Source organism: Kineococcus halophytocola, assembly GCF_041276425.1.
Lineage (GTDB): Bacteria > Actinomycetota > Actinomycetes > Actinomycetales > Kineococcaceae > Kineococcus > Kineococcus halophytocola.
Map to the genome: position 1 here is coordinate 222725 of NZ_JBGFTU010000002.1, position 18084 is coordinate 240808.

At 71.6% G+C, this 18084-nt stretch carries 18 protein-coding genes; 1 reads left to right on the forward strand and 17 read right to left on the reverse strand.

Annotation, left to right across the window (positions count from 1 at the left end):
* Nucleotides 1–6: 6 nt before the first annotated feature.
* From aroB to AB2L27_RS02855, 15 genes are all read right to left on the reverse strand, one after another.
* Entirely contained in the window at nucleotides 7–1095 is a 1089-nt protein-coding gene (gene aroB / locus AB2L27_RS02785; RefSeq protein WP_370439939.1) for a 3-dehydroquinate synthase, read from the reverse strand.
* A complete protein-coding gene (locus AB2L27_RS02790) occupies nucleotides 1092–1625 on the reverse strand; it encodes a shikimate kinase (protein WP_370439940.1) in 534 nt (177 codons plus the stop codon). The genes aroB and AB2L27_RS02790 overlap by 4 nt, the downstream gene beginning before the upstream one ends.
* 102 nt (nucleotides 1626–1727) lie before the next feature.
* The gene (locus AB2L27_RS02795) at nucleotides 1728–3167 is read right to left on the reverse strand and encodes a cell wall-binding repeat-containing protein (protein WP_370439941.1); all 1440 of its coding nucleotides are present in this window, start codon (nucleotides 3165–3167) and stop codon (nucleotides 1728–1730) included.
* A gap of 43 nt (nucleotides 3168–3210) precedes the next feature.
* Nucleotides 3211–4398, reverse strand: a complete 1188-nt coding sequence (locus tag AB2L27_RS02800; protein WP_370439942.1) for a hypothetical protein — start codon at nucleotides 4396–4398, stop codon at nucleotides 3211–3213.
* Complete coding sequence (gene pilO, locus AB2L27_RS02805) at nucleotides 4395–5078, reverse strand: type 4a pilus biogenesis protein PilO (RefSeq protein WP_370439943.1); 684 nt, start codon at nucleotides 5076–5078, stop codon at nucleotides 4395–4397. The genes AB2L27_RS02800 and pilO overlap by 4 nt, the downstream gene beginning before the upstream one ends.
* 25 nt (nucleotides 5079–5103) lie before the next feature.
* Nucleotides 5104–5757, reverse strand: a complete 654-nt coding sequence (locus AB2L27_RS02810) for a PilN domain-containing protein (RefSeq protein WP_370439944.1) — start codon at nucleotides 5755–5757, stop codon at nucleotides 5104–5106.
* Nucleotides 5754–6800 carry a type IV pilus assembly protein PilM gene (pilM, locus tag AB2L27_RS02815; protein ID WP_370439945.1) on the reverse strand — a complete coding sequence of 349 codons (1047 nt, stop codon included), beginning with the start codon at nucleotides 6798–6800 and terminating at the stop codon, nucleotides 5754–5756. The genes AB2L27_RS02810 and pilM overlap by 4 nt, the downstream gene beginning before the upstream one ends.
* A 106-nt stretch (nucleotides 6801–6906) precedes the next feature.
* Entirely contained in the window at nucleotides 6907–7695 is a 789-nt protein-coding gene (locus AB2L27_RS02820) for a prepilin peptidase (protein ID WP_370439946.1), read from the reverse strand.
* 1 nt (nucleotide 7696) lies between these two features.
* Nucleotides 7697–9424, reverse strand: coding sequence for a pilus assembly PilX family protein (locus AB2L27_RS02825; protein ID WP_370439947.1), 1728 nt, complete (start codon nucleotides 9422–9424; stop codon nucleotides 7697–7699).
* Nucleotides 9425–9436: 12 nt separating this feature from the next.
* The gene (locus AB2L27_RS02830; protein WP_370439948.1) at nucleotides 9437–10141 is read right to left on the reverse strand and encodes a PilW family protein; all 705 of its coding nucleotides are present in this window, start codon (nucleotides 10139–10141) and stop codon (nucleotides 9437–9439) included.
* Nucleotides 10138–11403, reverse strand: a complete 1266-nt coding sequence (locus tag AB2L27_RS02835; protein ID WP_370439949.1) for a type IV pilus modification PilV family protein — start codon at nucleotides 11401–11403, stop codon at nucleotides 10138–10140. The genes AB2L27_RS02830 and AB2L27_RS02835 overlap by 4 nt, the downstream gene beginning before the upstream one ends.
* 32 nt (nucleotides 11404–11435) lie before the next feature.
* Nucleotides 11436–11861 (reverse strand): type II secretion system protein, encoded by a 426-nt coding sequence (locus AB2L27_RS02840; protein ID WP_370439950.1) that lies wholly within the window; start codon nucleotides 11859–11861, stop codon nucleotides 11436–11438.
* A gap of 77 nt (nucleotides 11862–11938) precedes the next feature.
* Nucleotides 11939–12397, reverse strand: coding sequence for a type II secretion system protein (locus AB2L27_RS02845; protein WP_370439951.1), 459 nt, complete (start codon nucleotides 12395–12397; stop codon nucleotides 11939–11941).
* 225 nt (nucleotides 12398–12622) lie between these two features.
* Entirely contained in the window at nucleotides 12623–13876 is a 1254-nt protein-coding gene (locus AB2L27_RS02850; RefSeq protein WP_370439952.1) for a type II secretion system F family protein, read from the reverse strand.
* 13 nt (nucleotides 13877–13889) lie between these two features.
* Nucleotides 13890–15266, reverse strand: coding sequence for a type IV pilus twitching motility protein PilT (locus AB2L27_RS02855; RefSeq protein WP_370439953.1), 1377 nt, complete (start codon nucleotides 15264–15266; stop codon nucleotides 13890–13892).
* Between the two features lie 184 nt (nucleotides 15267–15450).
* Between AB2L27_RS02855 and AB2L27_RS02860 the strand changes: the two genes are divergently transcribed.
* Nucleotides 15451–16110, forward strand: coding sequence for a hypothetical protein (locus AB2L27_RS02860; protein WP_370439954.1), 660 nt, complete (start codon nucleotides 15451–15453; stop codon nucleotides 16108–16110).
* Nucleotides 16111–16113: 3 nt separating this feature from the next.
* On the opposite strand, the gene AB2L27_RS02865 is transcribed toward AB2L27_RS02860, so the two are convergent.
* The gene (locus AB2L27_RS02865) at nucleotides 16114–16992 is read right to left on the reverse strand and encodes a shikimate dehydrogenase (protein WP_370439955.1); all 879 of its coding nucleotides are present in this window, start codon (nucleotides 16990–16992) and stop codon (nucleotides 16114–16116) included.
* Complete coding sequence (gene mltG, locus AB2L27_RS02870) at nucleotides 16989–18077, reverse strand: endolytic transglycosylase MltG (RefSeq protein ID WP_370439956.1); 1089 nt, start codon at nucleotides 18075–18077, stop codon at nucleotides 16989–16991. Before mltG ends, AB2L27_RS02865 begins: the two co-directional genes overlap by 4 nt.
* Between the last annotated feature and the right edge of the window lie 7 nt (nucleotides 18078–18084).

Sequence of the window (18084 nt, forward strand, 5' to 3'; positions counted from 1 at the left end):
CGGCCCTCACTCGGCGCTGATCTCCGCGTACGCCGCCTGCAGCGTGGCCGGGTCCGGCCCCTCCAGGCGCGCCGGACGACCGATCCCGTCGAGGACGACGAACCGCAGCATCGACCCGCGCGACTTCTTGTCCCGCTTCATCGCGTCCAGCAGCTGCGGCCACCGGTCGCCCCGGTAGGTCGTCGGCAGCCCGAGGGAGGCCAGGACGGCGCGGTGCCGGTCGGCGTCGGCGTCGGACAGCCGGCCCGCCATCCGCGCCAGCTCGGCCACGTAGCAGAGGCCGACGCTGACGGCCGCCCCGTGCCGCCACTGGTAGCGCTCGACCAGCTCGACGGCGTGGGCGAAGGTGTGGCCGTAGTTGAGGATCTCCCGCAGGTCGGACTCCTTGAGGTCCTCGGCGACCACGCGCGCCTTGACCCGCACGGCGCGCTCGACGAGCTCGGCCAGGACCGGCGAGCGCGGGTCGGTGGCCGCCGCCACGTCCGCCTCGACGAGCTCGAGGATGCGCGGGTCGGCGATGAACCCGCACTTCACGACCTCGGCGAGGCCGGCGCGCAGATCGTGCGGGGGCAGGGTGTCGAGGGCGTCGAGGTCGCACAGGACACCGGCCGGCGGGTGGAAGGAGCCGACGAGGTTCTTGCCCTCGGCGGTGTTGATGCCCGTCTTGCCCCCCACGGCGGCGTCGACCATCGCGAGCAGCGTGGTGGGGACGTGGACGACGCGGACGCCGCGCAGCCACGTCGCGGCGACGAACCCGGCGAGGTCGGTCACCGCTCCCCCGCCGACACCGACGACGGCGTCGCTGCGGGTGACGTCGGACTGCCCCAGGACCGTCCAGCAGAACGCGGCGACCTCCGCGGACTTGGCCTCCTCCCCGTCGGGCACCTCCGCCAGCACGGCCTCCAGCCCCTGCGCGATGAGGTCGTCGCGCACGGCCTCGCCCGTGGAGCGCAGCGCGCGCGGGTGCACGACGAGCACCTTGGTCACCTTGGGGCCCAGCAGGCCGTGCAGCTCCCCCAGCAGGCCGCGGCCGATGAGGACGTCATAGGGGGCCTCCCCCTCGACGGTGATGCGGACGGTGTCGGTCGTGGTCATCGGTCCTCCGCGAGGTCGTCGAGCGCACCGGCCGGTGCGTCGTGGGGGTCGGGCAGCGCGGCCAGCACCTCGTCCGCGACGGACCGGGCCGCGCGTCCGTCGGTGTCGACCTCGACGTCCGCCAGGGCGTGGAAGACCGCCCGACGCGCGGCGTGCAGCTCGGCCAGGTCCGGTCGCCGCAGCACCGGGCGGTTGCCGTCACCGGCGGTCCGGCGCCTGGCCTGCTCCAGGGAGACGTCGAGGTGGACGACGGTGTGGGCCCGCAGCACCTCCCGCGTGGCTTCCCGGCCGCACGCCCCGCCCCCGAGGGAGACGACGGCCTCGGGCCCGGACAGGACGTCGGCGACGACCGCCTGCTCCACGTCGCGGAACGCCGCCTCCCCGTCCGCCTCGAAGATCTGCGGGATGCTCCGCCGCTCCCGGTCCTCGATCACGTGGTCGGTGTCCACGAACGGGAGTCCGAGACGGTCAGCCAGCAGTCGACCGACCGTCGTCTTGCCCGCGCCCATGAAGCCGACGAGGACGATCACGGTCGGGCTCCTGGGGGACGGGTGCGGCGGGCGGCTCGATCCTAGGGCCGGGGACGACGACGGCCCGCACCCCGGGGAGGGTGCGGGCCGTCGTGGTGGTCGTCAGCTGACGGCGGCGTCGCCGAAGTAGACGCGGTTGAGGTCCGGGGCGGAGGGGGACAGCGCGGCGTTCGGCGTCGTGGTGACGACCTTGAGGTTGTCGACACCGCGCACGTCCACGTCGAAGGCCACCGGGGCGCCCTTCGCGACGACACCCGAGGCGAGCAGCTTCTCGTCGCCGTACACGGCGACGGTGGACGACAGGCCGCTGGTGTTGCCGTCGGCGATCCCGGCGACCGCGGTGAACCGGGAACGCTTGCCGCCCAGCGACCAGGTGCCGTAGTCCGAGTTGCGGGGGTCGGCGTCGAAGGCGGTCGAGCGTGGGTAGAAGCGCCCTGCGATGGTCGCGTGGTCGTAGCGGTAGCGCCCGCTGCCCTGCACGTAGGTGAGGTCGTCGAGGTAGGTCTTTCGGGCGGTACCGGGCGGCTGGCAGTTCGTGCGCTTGGCGGCCTCCGCGCTGATGCGGCTCGGGCCGCCGATCGCGTCGAGCTCGGCGTCCTCGCCGTGAGGGGCCTGCAGCCGTTCGATCTCGAGGTTCGTCTGCTCCGTCAGGCAGGTGCTGGCCGTGAGCAGCAGGGGTCCGGCGTGCCGCCCAGCGGCGGCACCGGCCGCGAGGGCGTCGGCGAACGTCTCACCGGAGGCGAGCGTGACCTGCTCGGCGTCGCGGAAGAAGGCGGCGCTGACGCGGTTCGCCGTGTCGTAGCGGTCCGTGCCCGCGATGCGGGTGATCGGTCCGGACGTGAGGCCCTGCAGCTGCGTCAGCACGGTGTCGCCGACGCGGTCCGCGCCGCCGACGACCGTGATCGCCCGGGGCCGCAGGCGCTGCAGCTCGGTGACCACGGAGGCCGGGATGCCGTCGGCCCGGACGAGGAGCAGGGGCGACTGGACGTGCGCGGCCGCGGCGCTGGCCGCCAACGCGTCCGGGTAGTCGTGGCCCGTGGCGATGACGACGTTCTGCACCCCGGGAGCCCCGGCGGCGGGAGTCGGGTAGGACGCCGCCGACAGGGCCGCGGCCGTGTCGAAGCGGTCGACGCCGCTGACCCGGCTGAGAGCGGCGCGGGTGTTCTGCTGGAGCCACGTCGTGACGTCGGCGCCGACGGACGCCTCCCCGCCCACGACGACGATCTTCGAGGCGTAGACGATGCGCTCGCGGACCGCCGGCGGCAGGGCGCCGCGCTCGGTGAGGTAGACGTTGCCGCCCGATCGGCCCGCCACGGCCCCGGCGGTGAGACCGTCGGGGTAGTTCGTGCCCGACACCACGTACGCGGTCTGCGTGGGGTCGTCGTCGACGAGCGCCGAGGTGGTGTAGCGGTCGGCGCCGTAGACCTGGTGGAAGCGGACGGGCGAGGCGTCGGCGCCCGTCGCGGCCGCTCCACCGACGAGGCCGGCGAGGACGACCGCGGCCGCGGCGCGCCGGGCGGCGGCGGGGGACGTGCGGATCATGGTGGTCTCCGAGGTGGTGGAGCTGGACGGGTGGACGGACGTCTCAGAAGGTGATGCCGGCGTTCTCGCCGCCGCCGAGCACGGTGAAGTACTTGGTGCCGCCGGAGCTGAAGACGGCGACGTCCGTGCGCTCGATCGGGGCCAGGCCGATGCCCTCGAACGTCAGCGTGGTGCCCGCGACGACCTCACCCTTCTTGACCCAGACACCGGGCTCGTCGTTCACCTGCACGAGGTACTTCTCCCCGCGGGCGCCGATCCAGCGCACCGTCCCGGTCACCTTCCCGACGACGGCGTCCGCGAGCTGGGTGCCGGCGGTGCTCACCCAGCCGTAGTCCTCCTGGTTGGTCACCGCGAGCTTCGACTGGCTGAGCGGCACGAAGACGGCCTGCCAGACGTAGTCGTCGGTCACCGTGCAGTCCTTGGTCGAGCGGGAGATCTTCGCCGCGTCCTCGGAGGTGGCGGCCTTCTTGACCTGCTGCTCGCAGGTCGCCTTCTCGGCGTCGGTCATCCCGCGCTCCGCCGTGGTGCCCCACGGGCGGTACACGGTGGAGGTGGAGGGGATCGTGGAACCCGCGGTCAGCGGGATCGTCACCGGGTTGGCGCCCGAGGAGTCGAGGACGAAGGTGCCGGCACCGGTGGTGCTCCCGAGGGGGATCTCCTTGAAGGTGACGACCCCCTGCTGCCAGGCCGGAGCGGTCGACCGGCTCACTGTCGGCGTGGGTGCCGGCGGGGCGGGGACCGCGGTGGGGGGTTTCGTCCCCGCCGCCGTGGGTTTCGCGCCCACCGCCGAGGGCTTGGCGACAGCACTCGTGGGCGCGGCGCTCGCCGCCGCGGAGGTGGCACCGCTGCTCGTGGAGCCGGTCGTGGAACCGGTCGTGGTGCCGCCCTCACCGGACGTGCCCTCACCGGAGGCACCCTCACCGGTGCGCGGCGTCACGAGCGGCGTGAACACGTCCCGGCCGCTGACGTTGAAGGCCACCGACGACGGGGTGGTCGCGGACCCGTCCGCGGAGGGCGTCGAGACGACGCCGGGCAGGCCGGCGGCGGACGCCGTCGAGCCGCCGGGCGTGCTGCTCAGCCAGGCGAAGCCCAGCGCACCGCCCCCGATGACGGCGACGCCCGCGACACCGGCGAGCACGGCGCGCAAGGCCCTGCCGTCGAGGGAGGTGCGACCGGCCGGCTCGTCGAACGGCACCTGGGGGAGGTCGTCGGTGGGACCGTGCTCGCTCATGAGCTCACCGTCTCGGTCGAGGGCGACGCGTCGGTCGTCGCCGTGCTGGTGCCCGTCCCGGCGGCGTCGCCGGAGGCGGTGGACTGGTTCTGGGTGGCACCGTCGCGGAGCACGAACACGTCACCCGTGATCGTGCCGGTCACGGTGCCGGCGGTCTGCGCGTCGCCGGCCTGCAGCGAGACGTTGTCGACCAGGAAGTAGCGACCCATGTCGGCCTGCACGTTCTTGAGGAACAGCTCCGTCTGGGTGAAGGACCCGGAGGTGGTCACCGTCAGCGGGACGTCGACGACCGTGGTGCCGCCCGTCCCGGGGACCGCGCCGTCCTTCGCACCGAACGCCGACGGCGTGCCGGGCGCGACGTTCGTCAGGGTGAGGCCCGCGCTGTCGGCGTACGACTGCAGCTGGCGCAGCAGCGCCGGCACCTGGGCGTCGGCCGGCATCGTCGCCCGGATCGCGGCCACCTCGGCCTCCTTGTCGCCGAGCGTGGTGAACTGGGACTTCAGCTGCGCCGTCTTCTGCTCGATCGCCGCGTTGCTCTGGGCCACCGCGGCCGTCTGGTCGGCGATGTCGGCCGCTTCGGTCCGCTTGGGCGCGATGAGCAGGAAGTACGTGGCCGCCAGCACCAGCAGCGCGAGCACGCCGGCGCCGGCGATCCACGCCGTGTCCTTGGACCGTGTCATGTCGTGGCTCCTGTGGTCTCTCGCGTCACTGCCGGTGCGACAAGGCGTCGGCCGTCACGGTGGCGGTGGTGGTGAACGACACCAGACCCGTCTGCGGGTCCAGCGTGGAACTGCTCAACCGGGCGTCTGTCAGCCCCGTGGTGCGGCTGATCCCGTCCATCCAGTCGGCGACCGCGGCCTGCGAGGACGTCTGGCCGTTGACGCTCAGCGTCCCGATGCCGTCCACGGCCAGCGGGTCGGTGGAACCGGCCGCCACGGTCTGCGAGGCGTCGTTCAGCGCGAACACGACCGAGGTGAACGCCGTGCCGGCGGGGGCGGCGGCGGTCAGGTCGTCGACGTGCCGGTACCAGGCGACGTCGTTCGCCGTCACCGACTCCTTGACCGCCTGGAGCTCGGCCAGCTGCGCGTACACCTTCGGAACCTCGGCGTAGGGCTCCTGCGCGGCCTGCAGGCCGGGGGTGCGCGACTGCTCGACCGACAGGGCCGCGTTGGCCTCGTCGACGTGGCCGAGGGTGATGGCGTACCCGGCCCCGGCGGCGACGACGACGAGCAGCAACGCAGCACCGAGACCGGCCCGCACGCCCCGGGAGCGGCGCGCTGCCGCGATCTCCGGTGGGAGCAGGTCGACGCGGACGGTGCGTTGACGCGTGGCCACCGCCTCCAGCGTCTGGAAGCTCATGAGATCACTCCGAGGGCGAGGCCGACCGGGACGGCGGCGAGGGGTTGGATGGTGGCGAGCTGGTGCTCGTCGAGGCCCGTGCGGCCGAGGTGCAGGCCGTCGGTGGGCCGGCCCGCGACGACCTCGCGGCGCGTGACGCTCTGCAGGCGCTCGACGAGACCGGGCAGCTGCGAGCCACCGCCCGTGACGACGATCCGCTCGACGGGGAACCGGGGGTTGGCCGCGCCGTAGTAGTCGAGCGAACTGCGGATCTCGTCGACGAAGACCTCCTGCATCAGCTCGACGGCACTGTGCGCCAGCTGCCGCTCGCGCTCGTCGAGCTCCTCGACGGCCCCGCGCTTGACGCCCTCGGCGTAGGTGGCGGGGACGCCGATCCGCTCGGCGACCGCGTCGGTGACGTCCTGGCCGCCCGTCAGCAGCACGCGGACGAACCGGGGCTGACCGCCGGAGTGGATGACGAGGTTGGACACCCGCGCCCCGATGTCGACGAGCGCCTCCGTGGCGACCTCGCCGTGGGGCTTGGCCACGCTGCGCAGCACGGCGAAGGGGGAGAGGTCGACGGACGTGGCGCGCAGGCCGGCCGCCTCGGCGGCCTGGACGTTGCTCATGACCATGTCTCGGGAGGCGGCGACGAGCAGCCCTCGCAGACCGCGACGGCCCTCCTCGTGCAGCTCCTCGGTGACGTGGAAGTCGAGGACGGTCTCCTCGACAGGCATGGGCAGGAAGTCCTGCACCTGCAGCGGCAGGGACGCCTTCAGCTCGGCGGCCGGGATCCACGGCAGGTCCACCTGGCGCACGACGACGCGCTGGTTGGCGACGCCGAGGGCGACGCGCTTCCCGGTGAAACCGCTGCCCTTCCAGAGCGTCTTGATGGCGGCGGCGACGGTGGCGCGGTCGACGACCTCGCCGTCCCGGACGGCGCCGTCGGGCAGTGCGACCTGCCCGAACCGCTCGAGCGTGATGCCTCCACGACCGTAGGACAGTTCCGCGGCGCGCACGCCGGACGTCCCGATGTCCAGGCCGATGGCGGTTCGTCCGGGCACGTCGCCTCCTTCGTCTCTCGGGTCCCGCGGGCTCGCGGGCTTCCCATGGTGTGTTTCGGGCCGGCGGGGACCCGCCTTGAGATCGGATGCGCAGCGTGGTGCACGCTCACGCGGATGGAGCAATCCCCGTCGTGGTGAGGTACCAGTCGGCGACGGGCGCCGCCACGAACAGCGCGAGCAGCGCTCCGAGGAGCATCGACGGGCCGAAGGGGACCTTCGTCTTCAGCGAACCGCCGCGCAGCATCACGAGGAGGCCGACGACCCCGCCGATGAGGAAGCCGCCGAAGGCTCCGACCGCCAGCGCGTCCCAGCCCCACCACCCGAGGTAGAGGCCGAGGACGCCCGCCAGCTTGACGTCGCCGTAGCCCATGCCCCCGGGCTTGACGATGACGGTGACCTGGTAGAGGAACCACAGCGCCGCACCGCCCGCGAGAGCGCGCACGTAGGCGCCCCAGTCCCCCGTGCCCCAGCTGGCCAGGGCCAGCAGGGCCAGAGCGACGAGGTAGGACGGTTTGACGATGGCGTCCGGGAGCCGGTGCACGTCGAGGTCGATCAGCGCGAGGGCCACGGCGATGGCCCCGAGGTAGAGGTAGGCCGGCAGCGCCGCGGTGGGACCGACGGCCCAGGCGAGCGCGGCGAACACGCCGGCGGTACCGACCTCGACGAGCGGGTAGCGGACGCTGATCGGTTCCCCGCAGTCGCGGCACCTGCCGCGCAGCACGACCCACGACAGCACGGGGACGTTGTCGCGTCGGCGGATCTCGTGACCGCACCCCGGGCACCTGCTCGCCGGCCGCACCACCGACTCCCCCAGCGGCACCCGGTGCACGACGACGTTGAGGAAGGACCCGATGAGCAGTCCGGCCAGCGCCGAGGCAGCGAGGAGGACTCCCACGTCAGCTCGCCGCCGAGTACTGCGGCGAGGTCTCCGACGTCTGGGTGACGCGGAACGAGCTGGTGGTCGGCTCCAGGAAGTGCGGGGGCGCGTCGTACTTCAGCCGCGGGTCGTACAGGTAGTCCTTCTGGTACCCCGAGGCGTTCTTGACGATGCCGCGGAACTCCTGGGTGATGTTCCCGGTGATGGACAGGGTCGTGCTGAAGCTCCCGATGGAGGGGTTCATGAGGCCGACGGAGTGCTGGACGCTCAGCAGCGCCGCGCTCACGCGTGCCCGGCCGTCCTCGCTGCCCTTGCCGAGCCAGCTGATGTCCCTGTTCTGGGTGTCCGTGGGGTGCCAGTACCAGACGTTGCGCTCGGCGATGAGCCCCAGGAGGCTGTTGCCGTTCGTCCCGTCCTTGTAGTCGATGTTGTCGGTGATGATGAGGTCGTTCTTCGCGGCGACGGTCAACCGGCCGTCGAAGGCGTTGGCCTTGAGGCCGCCCTCCTCGGAGATGAACACGTCGCCGACCTTGCACCCGTACAGGTCCAGGGTCGTGTAGTTGGACTCGCTCCTGGTGCTGTCCGAGGCGTTGACGAGGGGGAAGCCGAGGTTGTTGCCCACGCTGGGGCAGCTCGGCTTCCCCGGGTCGGTGTTCTTCCAGTAGTTGGGGTCGGTCGTGGTGCTGGGGACGTTGTCGACGTAGACGACCCCGTTCGCGGGAACGTTGATCCAGGTGTCGAGGGCGCACTCGGCGCGGGTGGACTTCGTCCACGGGCTCTCCACCTTGATCTTCGAGCCCTTGAGCGTGATGCGGGTGGGACCGACGAACAGGCAGCCCTGCGGGCTGACGGCCGAGGACGTCTGGGCCTTGAGCGCACCGTTCGTCGACGGCATGTCCAGCGACGCGGCGAGCTTGGGGGCGCCGGCGAGGAACTTCTGGTTCGAGGTGCTGCCGCAGGAGTTGGTGCGGTAGTACTTCCCGTTCCAGGGGGCGTGGTCGGTGAAGACGCCGGCGTTGAACGTCACGTTGTCGCAGATGAGCATGAGGTCCTTGCTGTACACCGGACCGCTCAGCGTGTCGCTGGCGAACTGGATGTTGCCGCAGTTGGGGTCCCTCGACTCGTAGTAGTCGACGCAGTTCTGCGTGGCCCACGTCTTGTTGTAGAAGGTCCCCGAGGCGGGGTACTGGAACGGGTCCTTCGTCTCGTACTGGGTGTAGTACAGGTTGTCGAGGAAGCCCGAGCGTCGCACCGAGCTCACGACGGTGCGCGTCTCGCCGCCGACCCTGCCGGTGGAGGTGATGACGAGGGTGCCGTTGGCGGCGACGGCGGGGACCGAGGCGGAGGCCGCCTTGCCGGTGTAGCTGTCGGTGTTGACCTCGTAGTGGAAGAACCCGCGTTGCCCCTTGCCGTCCGCACCGGCGCCGCTCTGGTCCACGGCGGCCCAGTTGAGCTTCCCGGCGGCCGTCTTGCCCATGGCCGGGTTGCCGGCGTCGAAGGTGGTGCGCCCGTTGAACTGGTAGTAGGCACCGTTGGTGCTGTTGAGCCGGGAGATGTAGTCGTCCACCCCCGCCTGGGCGGCCTGCAGCGCCGCGTCGTAGTCCTGCTGGTTGCGCTGGAAGGACTGGCTGCGCAGCACGGTCGTCAGGACCAGGGAGGACACGAGCATGAGCATGACGAGCGCGATGACGACGGTGACCATCGCGAATCCGCTCTCGTCGCCGGAACGGCGGAGGAACGTGCGCATCGGGGGGTCTCCTCAGTCCGCGAGGTTCTGGTTGACGACGGTGGCGTCGAGGCTGGTGCCCGGCAGCTGGCCGGTGCTGTCGGAGTCCACGGTCAACCGGATGCGGACCTGACGGATGGCGAGAGCAGGGCTCCCGGAGGGCACGGCGGTCGAGACGGTGCCGTCGGCCTGCTTGTAGAGGAACTGGAAGAGCGGCGCCGAGCTGGACGACGTGACCCCGCGGGCGATGACGCGCGTCGACCCCGTCGTGCCGAACGTGGACTTCAGCGCCTGACCGGCCGTGAGCGGTCTGACCGTGGTCTGGCTGAGCACCCCGCCGGACAGGCTGAAGGTGATGCGGACCGGGTCGGCAGCGGCGGAGACGGAGGTCGGGTCGGCGGCCGAGCCCACGAGGGAGGTGAAGGTGATCGCCGAGGCGGTCGTCTGCGAGAAGGCCGGCAGGGTGACCGGGTCCCCCGTGCTGGAGGTGACGCTCGGGTCCTGCAGGTAGGTGGCCATCCGCAACGCGCGGCTCATGGTGTCCATGGCGATCTGCGCGTCGGTGGTGTCGTTCTCGCGCCGGATCGTCTGCCCCTGCAGCTTGTAGGCCTGCACGACGACGACCGCGACCAGCGAGATGAGGATCCCCATGATCAACATGGTCACGCTGAGTTCCGCCAGCGTGACACCGGCGTCGTCGCGGCGGGTGCGGCGGACGCGAGCGAGGAGGCGGTTCACTTGGTCACCGCCTTGACGGGGCTGGCGGCGGTGAGCGTCGTGCCGCTGTCGAGGGTGGTCAGCAGGAACCCGGCCTTCCACGTGCCGAAGGGCAGAGCGACCTTGGCGGACGTCTGGTTCGCGGCGATCGTGACCTTGTAGGTCTCCGGGCTGGACTGGCACCCCGAGGCGGTGTTCTGGAAGTACAGCGTCCGGGGCGTGGCCGCCGGGACGATGGTGAGGTCGAGGCCGCCGGTCGGCACCGTGGCGGTGACCGCCTTGCCGGGCAGGGTGTCCGCCAGGGCCGTCGGCGGGGAGGCCGGGTCCTGGGTGCAGCTGCCGAACCAGACGGAGTAGCCGCTGTCCTGAGGCCACCACGTCGACGACGCGCCCGTGGCCGACGTGGACGGCAGCGCCTTGTAGGTGCGCTTCGTGACGTCGTTGACGGACAGCTGCGGAACGACGGTGTACCTGGCCGGGGAGGAGGTGACGGCGTTGCCGAAGACGGGGATCGCGTAGGTCCCCACGGCCTGGCCGGCCGGGGCGAAGCTGAGGTTCAGCGTCGTCGCCTTGTCGAAGCTGATCGAGCGGGACGACACCAGACCGGCCGTCACGCCCACCGTGGTCGTAGCGGGGCTCTGGTTGAGGTTGTCGATCCAGCCCGGCTGGCTCACGGAGATGGTCCGGCTCGTCATCGGGGCGAGGTTGTCGAAGAAGGCGCACCCGTCGTCGTCGGTGAGGGCGCTCTCCCCCGTGCTGAGGGTGACGACCTGCTGGCCGACCGGCTCCGGCGCCGCCTTGCCGACACCGGAATCGGTCACGGTCACCGCGACGGCGCCCTTGGTGGCGTCGGTGGAGGTGCCGGGGTTCTGGACGATGGTGTCGTTGCGGATCGCCTTCACCTGGCTGTTGTTCTGCCAGCTGACCGTGACCCCGACCTTCTTGTACAGCTGGCCACCGACCCCACCGGCGGCGCACGAGCGCTTCCCGCCGCTGCCGTCGTCGAAGACGGGGGTGACGATGGTGTTGACCGAGTAGCTCGTGCCCGACGCCGTCACCGTCGACGTGGCACTGACGATGTCGGAGTAGCCGGCGCTGCGGATCGTGTCGACCTGCTGAGCGGCGATCTTCGAGGCGACGGCCCGACCGCGGTTGTCCGCGGTCAGCGCCACCGACTTGACGATGACGCCCGCGGTGGCGACCGCGACCAGGGCGAAGATGACCATCGAGATGATCGTCTCGAGGAGCGTGAAACCTGCGTCCTCGTCGTGACGGGCGTCCACTCGTCGGCTCCTCGGTCGGTGGGGTGAGGGGGTCAGCAAGTGCCTTCGGCGAGACCGCCGTCGGCACTGAACCGGTACGTCTTCTTGCTGCCGGCGTCGTTGGTCAGCGCGACGCACCAGGTCGTGGAACTCGCCGGGTTGGCCAGGGAGGTGGCCGCCAGCTTGGTGCCACCGGTGAGCTGCACCTCGGCGGTGTAGGCCGGAGCGGCGTTGTCCTTCAGGAGGAGGAAGCCCGGCTTCGTGGTGGTGTCGAGCGCCTGGATCGTGCCGGTGCCGTCGACGAAGTAGGCGGCCATCTCCTTGCCCACGCGCGAGACGTCCGACTTCGTCGCCGCGTCACGAGCCTTGGCCCGCTGGGAGAGGAAGGTGGGGATGGCGATGGCGGCCAGGATGCCAATGATGATCATGACGACGAGGAGTTCGATGAGCGTGAAGCCGTCGTCGTTTCGCGTCCGCATGGTCGACCTCTCGTCAGGAGTACGACCGCGCCCCTGCGAGCGGATTTCCTCCGCCCGCAGGGGCACGGTCAGCAGGATCAGCTGCAGGGACCGGCCTGCAGACCCTTGGCGGCCGAGTAGCTGAAGATCTTGGTGCTACCGTTCGCGTTGGTCAGGGCGACGCACCAGTCGTTGTAGGTGTTCGCCGCGGTGCCGGCGGTAAAGGAGCTGCGAGCCGTGCCGTTGCTGACCTTGATGACCTGGGAGTAAGCCCCGGCCCCGGTACCGTCGGCGACCGTGATGTCAGCCCCAGCGGCGTTACCGGCCTGAGTGACGGTGAGAGTTCCGGTGCCGTCGGTGTAGTAGCTAGCGATCTCCTTGCCGATCGTGGAGACGTCGGCCTTGGTCGCGGTGTCGCGAGCCTTGGCGCGCTGCGAGAGGAACACCGGGATGGCGATCGCGGCGAGGATGCCGATGATGATCATGACGACGAGGAGCTCGATCAGGGTGAAGCCCTGGTCCTTCTCCTCGATCGACTTGCGGATGCGAGCGAGCATTCGATGCTCCCCTTCGTGAGAATCCGGAGCCGCTCGCGGGTCGCGCACCGGGTGACCGGTGTGGCGGCTCTTGTACTCAGTACTTCGGGCGGCACCGGCTGCGCCTTGAGACCCGGGTGACGCGATCACCCGGAGGGAGCAGCGGCACCGCCGTGCAACGGCGACGGCCCGTGAGCAAGGGTGCTCACGGGCCGTCTCCGACACGGCAAGAGAGATCGCCGTCGTTCAGTTGATGAGGTTGAAGACCCCGAAGATCGGCATGTACAGCGCGATGATCATGGAGCCGATGATGCCGCCCAGCACGGCGATCATCAACGGCTCGATGAGGCTGGTCAGGGCGTCGGTGGTCGCCTCGACCTCCTGGTCGTAGAAGTCGGAGATCTTGTGCAGCATCGCGTCGAGGGCTCCGGTGTCTTCCCCCACCGACATCATCTGGACGACCATCGAGGGGAAGATCCGGTGCTGCGCCAGCGGGCCGGCCAGGGACTGGCCCGACCTCACGCTCTCCATGACGTCGGTGGCCGCGCGCTGGATGACGACGTTGCCGGCCGCCCCACCGACGATCTCGAGGCTCTGCAGGATCGGCACGCCGGACCGCAGCATGGTCCCGAGGTTCCGGGTGAAGCGGCTCAGGGCGATCTTCTGCGTGAGCACGCCGAAGATGGGCAGTTTCAGCTTCAGCGGGTCGAGGACGTTCCGCACCCCTTCCCGGTGCTTCAGCTTGGGCCACGTCGCCGCCCAGACGATGAAGGCGACCAGACCCACCGGCGCCGCGATCTTCATCGCGCTCGAGAGCCACACGAGGATCTCCGTGGGCAGCGGCAGGGTGCCGCCGAGGTCGGAGAACATCTTCGTGAACACCGGCACGATGAACAGGAGCATCCCGACCACCGCCAGGATGGCGATGATGAACACGACCACCGGGTAGGTCATGGCCGACTTGACCTTGGCCTTGAGCTTGACCTCGGCCTCGAAGTTCTCGGCGAGCTGCACGAGCACCTGGTCGAGGAACCCCCCGACCTCACCGGCCCGGATCATGTTGATCATCAGCGGCGGGAAGACGCCGACGTGCCGGGCCAGCGCGGTGGACAGCGCGATGCCGGTCTCGACCTCGGCGCGGACCTCGGCCAGCGTGGCCGCCAGCTTCTTGCTCTCCGTCTGCTCGGCGAGGATCGCCAGCGCCTTGATGAGCGACAGACCCGACGACACCATCGTCGCGAACTGCCGCGACATCAGCGCGAGGTCCTTCAGCCCGACCCGGTTGCCCCCGGGCAGGCTGATCTCCATCTGCATGCCCTTGCCGGCCTTCGACTCCGTCACGGAGACCGGTGCGAGCCCCTGGCTCTTGAGCCGAGCCAGGACCGCCCCGGAGTCACCCGCCTCGAGCGAACCCTTGATGAGCTTGCCGGCCCGGTCCCGGGCCTGGTACTCGAAGGTCGTGTGCCCCGTCCGCGCCGGCGCCTTGGTCATCGTGGCCATGTCTCGTCCTTCCTCAGCGCCCGGTCAGGCGACGGAACTCATCGGCGGCGGAGCACTTCTCCAGGCCGTGTTCGAACGTGATCTGGCGGGTGCGCACGAGGTCGGCCAGGTGCTGGTCGAGCGTGTGCATGCCGAACTGCGCACCGGCCTGCATGGCCGAGCCGATCTGGTGGGTCTTGCCCTCGCGGATGAGGTTGCGGATGGCGGGGGTGGCGACCATGACCTCGGTGGCGACGACGCGGCCGCGGCCGTCGGCGCGCTTGCACAGGGTCTGGCACACGACGCCCTGGATGGCGCCGGCGAGCTGGGTGCGGATCTGGGTCTGCTGGTGCGGGGGGAACACGTCGATGACGCGGTCGATGGTGGAGGCGGCGCTCTGGGTGTGCAGGGTGCCGAACACGAGGTGACCGGTCTCGGCGGCGGTGAGGGCGACGGAGATGGTCTCCAGGTCGCGCATCTCCCCGACGAGGATGATGTCGGGGTCCTGGCGCAGCACGTGCTTGAGCGCGTTGGCGAAGGACTTGGTGTCCTCCCCCACCTCGCGCTGGTTGACGATGCAGCTCTTGTGGCGGTGGAGGAACTCGATGGGGTCCTCGACCGTCATGATGTGGTCCTTGCGGGTGCGGTTGGCGAGGTCGACGATCGAGGCGAGCGTCGTCGACTTGCCCGAACCCGTCGGCCCGGTGACGAGGACGAAACCGCGCTGCAGCCCGGCGAACGACCCGACGACGGGCGGGACGCCGAGGTCCTCCAGGGGTTTGATCTCGAAGGGGATGCGGCGGAAGGCGACCCCGACGGACTCGCGCTGGCGGTAGACGTTGACGCGGAAGCGGGAGTGCCCGGGCACCTGGTAGGCGAAGTCGAGTTCCAGGTTCGCCTCGAACACCTCCCGCTGCTTCTGGGTGAGGATGGCGTAGATCGCCTCCTGCAGCGTCTTGGACACCATCTTCGGGAACTCGTCCATGGGCGTCATCTCCCCGGACAACCGCACCGTGGGGTGGGCCCCGGAGGTGAGGTGGACGTCGGAGGCACCCAGTTCCAGGGCGCGGACGAGCACGTCGTTGACGCGGACGGGGACCTCGGGGTCCTCGCCGCCGCTGGTCACCAGCGCCGCCACCTCGTAGGCCTCGACCTCGGGGGCGAGCTGGGCGACCGGGGGCTGGACCGGGACGGGCTGGACGGGAACGGGCACGGGGACGGGAACGGCGGGGGGCGCGAGCTGGAACCCCGCGGGTTCGGCGGGGGCGGCGAGGACGGCCTGGTCCTTCTCCAGCTGCTTGAGCAGGGCGCTGATGTTCGGCCGCGCCGAGGGCACCCCGTCCGCTCCCGGTCGCAGGTTCGCCGGGACGTACGGCTCCACGGGCTGCCCGCCCTGACCAGCGTTGTCCATCTCGCTCCCCACAGCCCGACCTCGAGCACGACGGAGCGCGCGGCCGACTGCCGGCGCTCTCCTGTGCTCATCGGCGGGGCCCACGGGACGCTTGAGGCGGTGGATCACGCCGTGACCCGATCGGGTCACCGGCCCGGGCACCCCCCGGCGCCGGCTCACAGGAGGAAGGGGGACAGTGGGGCCCGTGACCGACCAGGACCCGCTGACCTCCCCCTCCACCTCCCCCACCCGCACCCCCGGGAGCTGGCTCGGCTGGGTCGCGGCGGTCGTGGGGATCGGCGCGGTGGCCGTCCTCGTCTACGTCGCCACCCTCCTCGTCGGCTCGGCCCGCGACGCCCGCGCGATCGACGAGGCCTCGAAGAACCTGCCCGCGGTGGGGACCTACGAGCTGGCCGGCACCGTCCCGGCCGAGCAGCTCACGCAGGCCCCGTCCGAGCAGTGGTCCCTGACGGCCACGCAGGCCGAGGTGGGCCGGGAAGAGGTCCGGGTCCACCTGACGTGGACGAACGTCTCGAAGCAGACCGCGACGTGGGCGTGCCCGGGTCCGGTGGACCTGACGCGGTGGCAGAGCACCTCGGTCCGCCTGTCCGGGGCCGGCTCGGGCGCCAGCAGCGCGCACTGCACGCGCGATGAACCCACCGCGCAGGAGGTCGCCCCGGGCGGGTCGGTCCAGGACTGGGAGGCCTTCCCCCGCGACAGCGCGTTCGGGGCCGGGCCGGCGAGGATCACCGCGCAGGTCGACCGCCCCTCCGAGGAGAGCGACGGCCTCGGCGGCACGGTCGACGACACCCCGGACGTCGCCTTCACCCTGGACCTGGCGAAGGCGGCGTTCACGGCGGGCTGAGGCTCAGGCGCGGTCGCGCTCGGCCAGCGCGGCGAGCCCGGCGGCGCGCATCGCCTCGACCGGACCGGGGCGGCCCGTCATGAGCTCGACCTGCGCGACGGCCTGGTGCAGCAGCATCTCGAAACCGCCGACGACGGGCCCGTCCCACCGCCGGGCCAGCGGGGTCGGCCACGGCGCGTACACGACGTCGAGCAGCAGCGGCCACCGAGCGGGCGGGCCCGCACCGAGCAGGTCCTCGGTCATGGCCTGGGAGGCCCCGATGGGCACGGTGGACACGACGACGTCGGCGCTCAGGGCCACGGCGAGCTCGGACCAGTCGCGGACCTCGACCTGCCCGCCCAGACGGGCCGCGACCTCGCGCAGCTCGGCGGCGCGGGCCGGGGATCGCACGACGGCGACCGGCCGGGGACAGCCGGCCTGCAGCAGCGCGACGACGGCCGAGCGGGCGGTGGCGCCCCCGCCGAGCACGACGCCGCGCCCGATCCGCCCGGCGCCGGCCTCGGCGAGCGCGGTGACCAGGCCGGTGACGTCGGTGTTCTCCGCCCGCAGCCGCACCGCGTCCCGGCCCGTGGCCCCCCGGTGGTCCGGGTGGTCCGGGTGGTCCGGGCGCGGGGTGACGACGACGGTGTTGACCGCGCCGACGGCGCGGGCGAAGTCGCTGACCTCGTCCACGAGCGGGACGACGGCCTGCTTCAGCGGCATCGTCAGGCTCAGCCCGGCCCAGCCCGGGTCCAGCGCGCCGACGACGGCGGGCAACCGGGCCTCGTCGACCTCCAGGAGGTCGTAGCTCCAGCCGTCCAGCCCGAGCGCCGCGTAGGCGGCGCGGTGCAGCGCCGGGGACAGCGAGTGCGCGATCGGCGACCCGCAGACCGCTGCCCTCACTGCTCCGGGTGCTCCCTCAGGTACTGCTGGAACAGCTTGACGTTGGCGGCGTGCTCGGCCCCCGTCGTGGCGAAGCGCGTCTCACCCGTCTCCAGGTTCACCGTGACGAAGTACAGCCACGGCCCCTCGGCCGGGTTCATCGCCGCGCGCAGCGCCGCCTCACCGGGGTTGCTGATGGGGCCTGCCGGCAGCCCCGGGTGCAGGTAGGTGTTGTAGGGCGAGTCCGTCGCCCGCTGCTCGGCGGTGGTGGTGACCTTGCCGGTCGCGCCGACCGCGTAGCTGACGGTCGAGTCGAGCTGCAGCGGCATCCCGATGGCCATCCGGTTGGCCAGGACGCGCGTCACCTTGGCCATGTCCTCGGCGCTGCGCGCCTCCTTCTGCGCGATGCTCGCCTCCACGACGACGTCGTGCAGGCGCTCGGGCGGGACGCCCAGGTTCGCCAGGACGGTGTTCGCCTGCGTGACCATGGCCTTGAGCACGTCCGCCGCGCTCTCCCCGGGGTTGACGGCGTAGGTGGCGGGGAACAGGTAGCCCTCGGCGTTGCCGTTCGCCGCGGGCGGCAGGCCCAGCGCCACCGGGTCGGCCGCGGCCGCCTCCAGGTCGGCCGCGGGGATGCCGGTCGTGTCCTCCACCAGGGTCAGGACCTGCGGGACGGTCAGGCCCTCGGGCACCGTGAGGCGGGTCGTGACCTTGGAGGCGGGGTCGAGCAGGAGCGCGACGGCCGCGGCGGCCGACATGTTCTCCTTCAGGCGGTAGGTGCCCGGCTGGATGCCGGCCGTCCTGGGCTCGTCCCGGGAGGCGCTGACGAAGGCGGTGCTGGACTTCACGACCCCGGCCTCGGCCAGGGTGCGGCCGATGGCCCGGCCGCTGTCCCCGGCGACGACGCGGACGTCGACGGAGCCGGTGCCCGGCCCCTCGTAGTCGTCGCTCTCGGTGAAGCCGGAGACGACCGGGCCCAGGGTCCCCCAGGCCGCCCAGGTGCCCCCGCCGATGACGGCGAGCGCGGCGACGAGGGCCACCGCGGCCCGGCGACGGCGCACCCCCCGCCGGCGCGGGTCCTTGGTGTGCGTGCCGGGAAGATCCATCAGGTCC

Excerpts from the sequence above, each read along its gene's own strand:
- aroB (WP_370439939.1), bottom strand. The coding sequence starts at position 1,095 with ATGACCACGACCGACACCGTCCGCATCACCGTCGAGGGGGAGGCCCCC.
- AB2L27_RS02795 (WP_370439941.1), bottom strand. The coding sequence starts at position 3,167 with ATGATCCGCACGTCCCCCGCCGCCGCCCGGCGCGCCGCGGCCGCGGTC.
- AB2L27_RS02800 (WP_370439942.1), bottom strand. The coding sequence starts at position 4,398 with ATGAGCGAGCACGGTCCCACCGACGACCTCCCCCAGGTGCCGTTCGAC.
- pilO (WP_370439943.1), bottom strand. The coding sequence starts at position 5,078 with ATGACACGGTCCAAGGACACGGCGTGGATCGCCGGCGCCGGCGTGCTC.
- AB2L27_RS02810 (WP_370439944.1), bottom strand. The coding sequence starts at position 5,757 with ATGAGCTTCCAGACGCTGGAGGCGGTGGCCACGCGTCAACGCACCGTC.
- AB2L27_RS02825 (WP_370439947.1), bottom strand. The coding sequence starts at position 9,424 with ATGCGCACGTTCCTCCGCCGTTCCGGCGACGAGAGCGGATTCGCGATG.
- AB2L27_RS02840 (WP_370439950.1), bottom strand. The coding sequence starts at position 11,861 with ATGCGGACGCGAAACGACGACGGCTTCACGCTCATCGAACTCCTCGTC.
- AB2L27_RS02845 (WP_370439951.1), bottom strand. The coding sequence starts at position 12,397 with ATGCTCGCTCGCATCCGCAAGTCGATCGAGGAGAAGGACCAGGGCTTC.
- AB2L27_RS02850 (WP_370439952.1), bottom strand. The coding sequence starts at position 13,876 with ATGGCCACGATGACCAAGGCGCCGGCGCGGACGGGGCACACGACCTTC.
- AB2L27_RS02855 (WP_370439953.1), bottom strand. The coding sequence starts at position 15,266 with ATGGACAACGCTGGTCAGGGCGGGCAGCCCGTGGAGCCGTACGTCCCG.
- mltG (WP_370439956.1), bottom strand. The coding sequence starts at position 18,077 with ATGGATCTTCCCGGCACGCACACCAAGGACCCGCGCCGGCGGGGGGTG.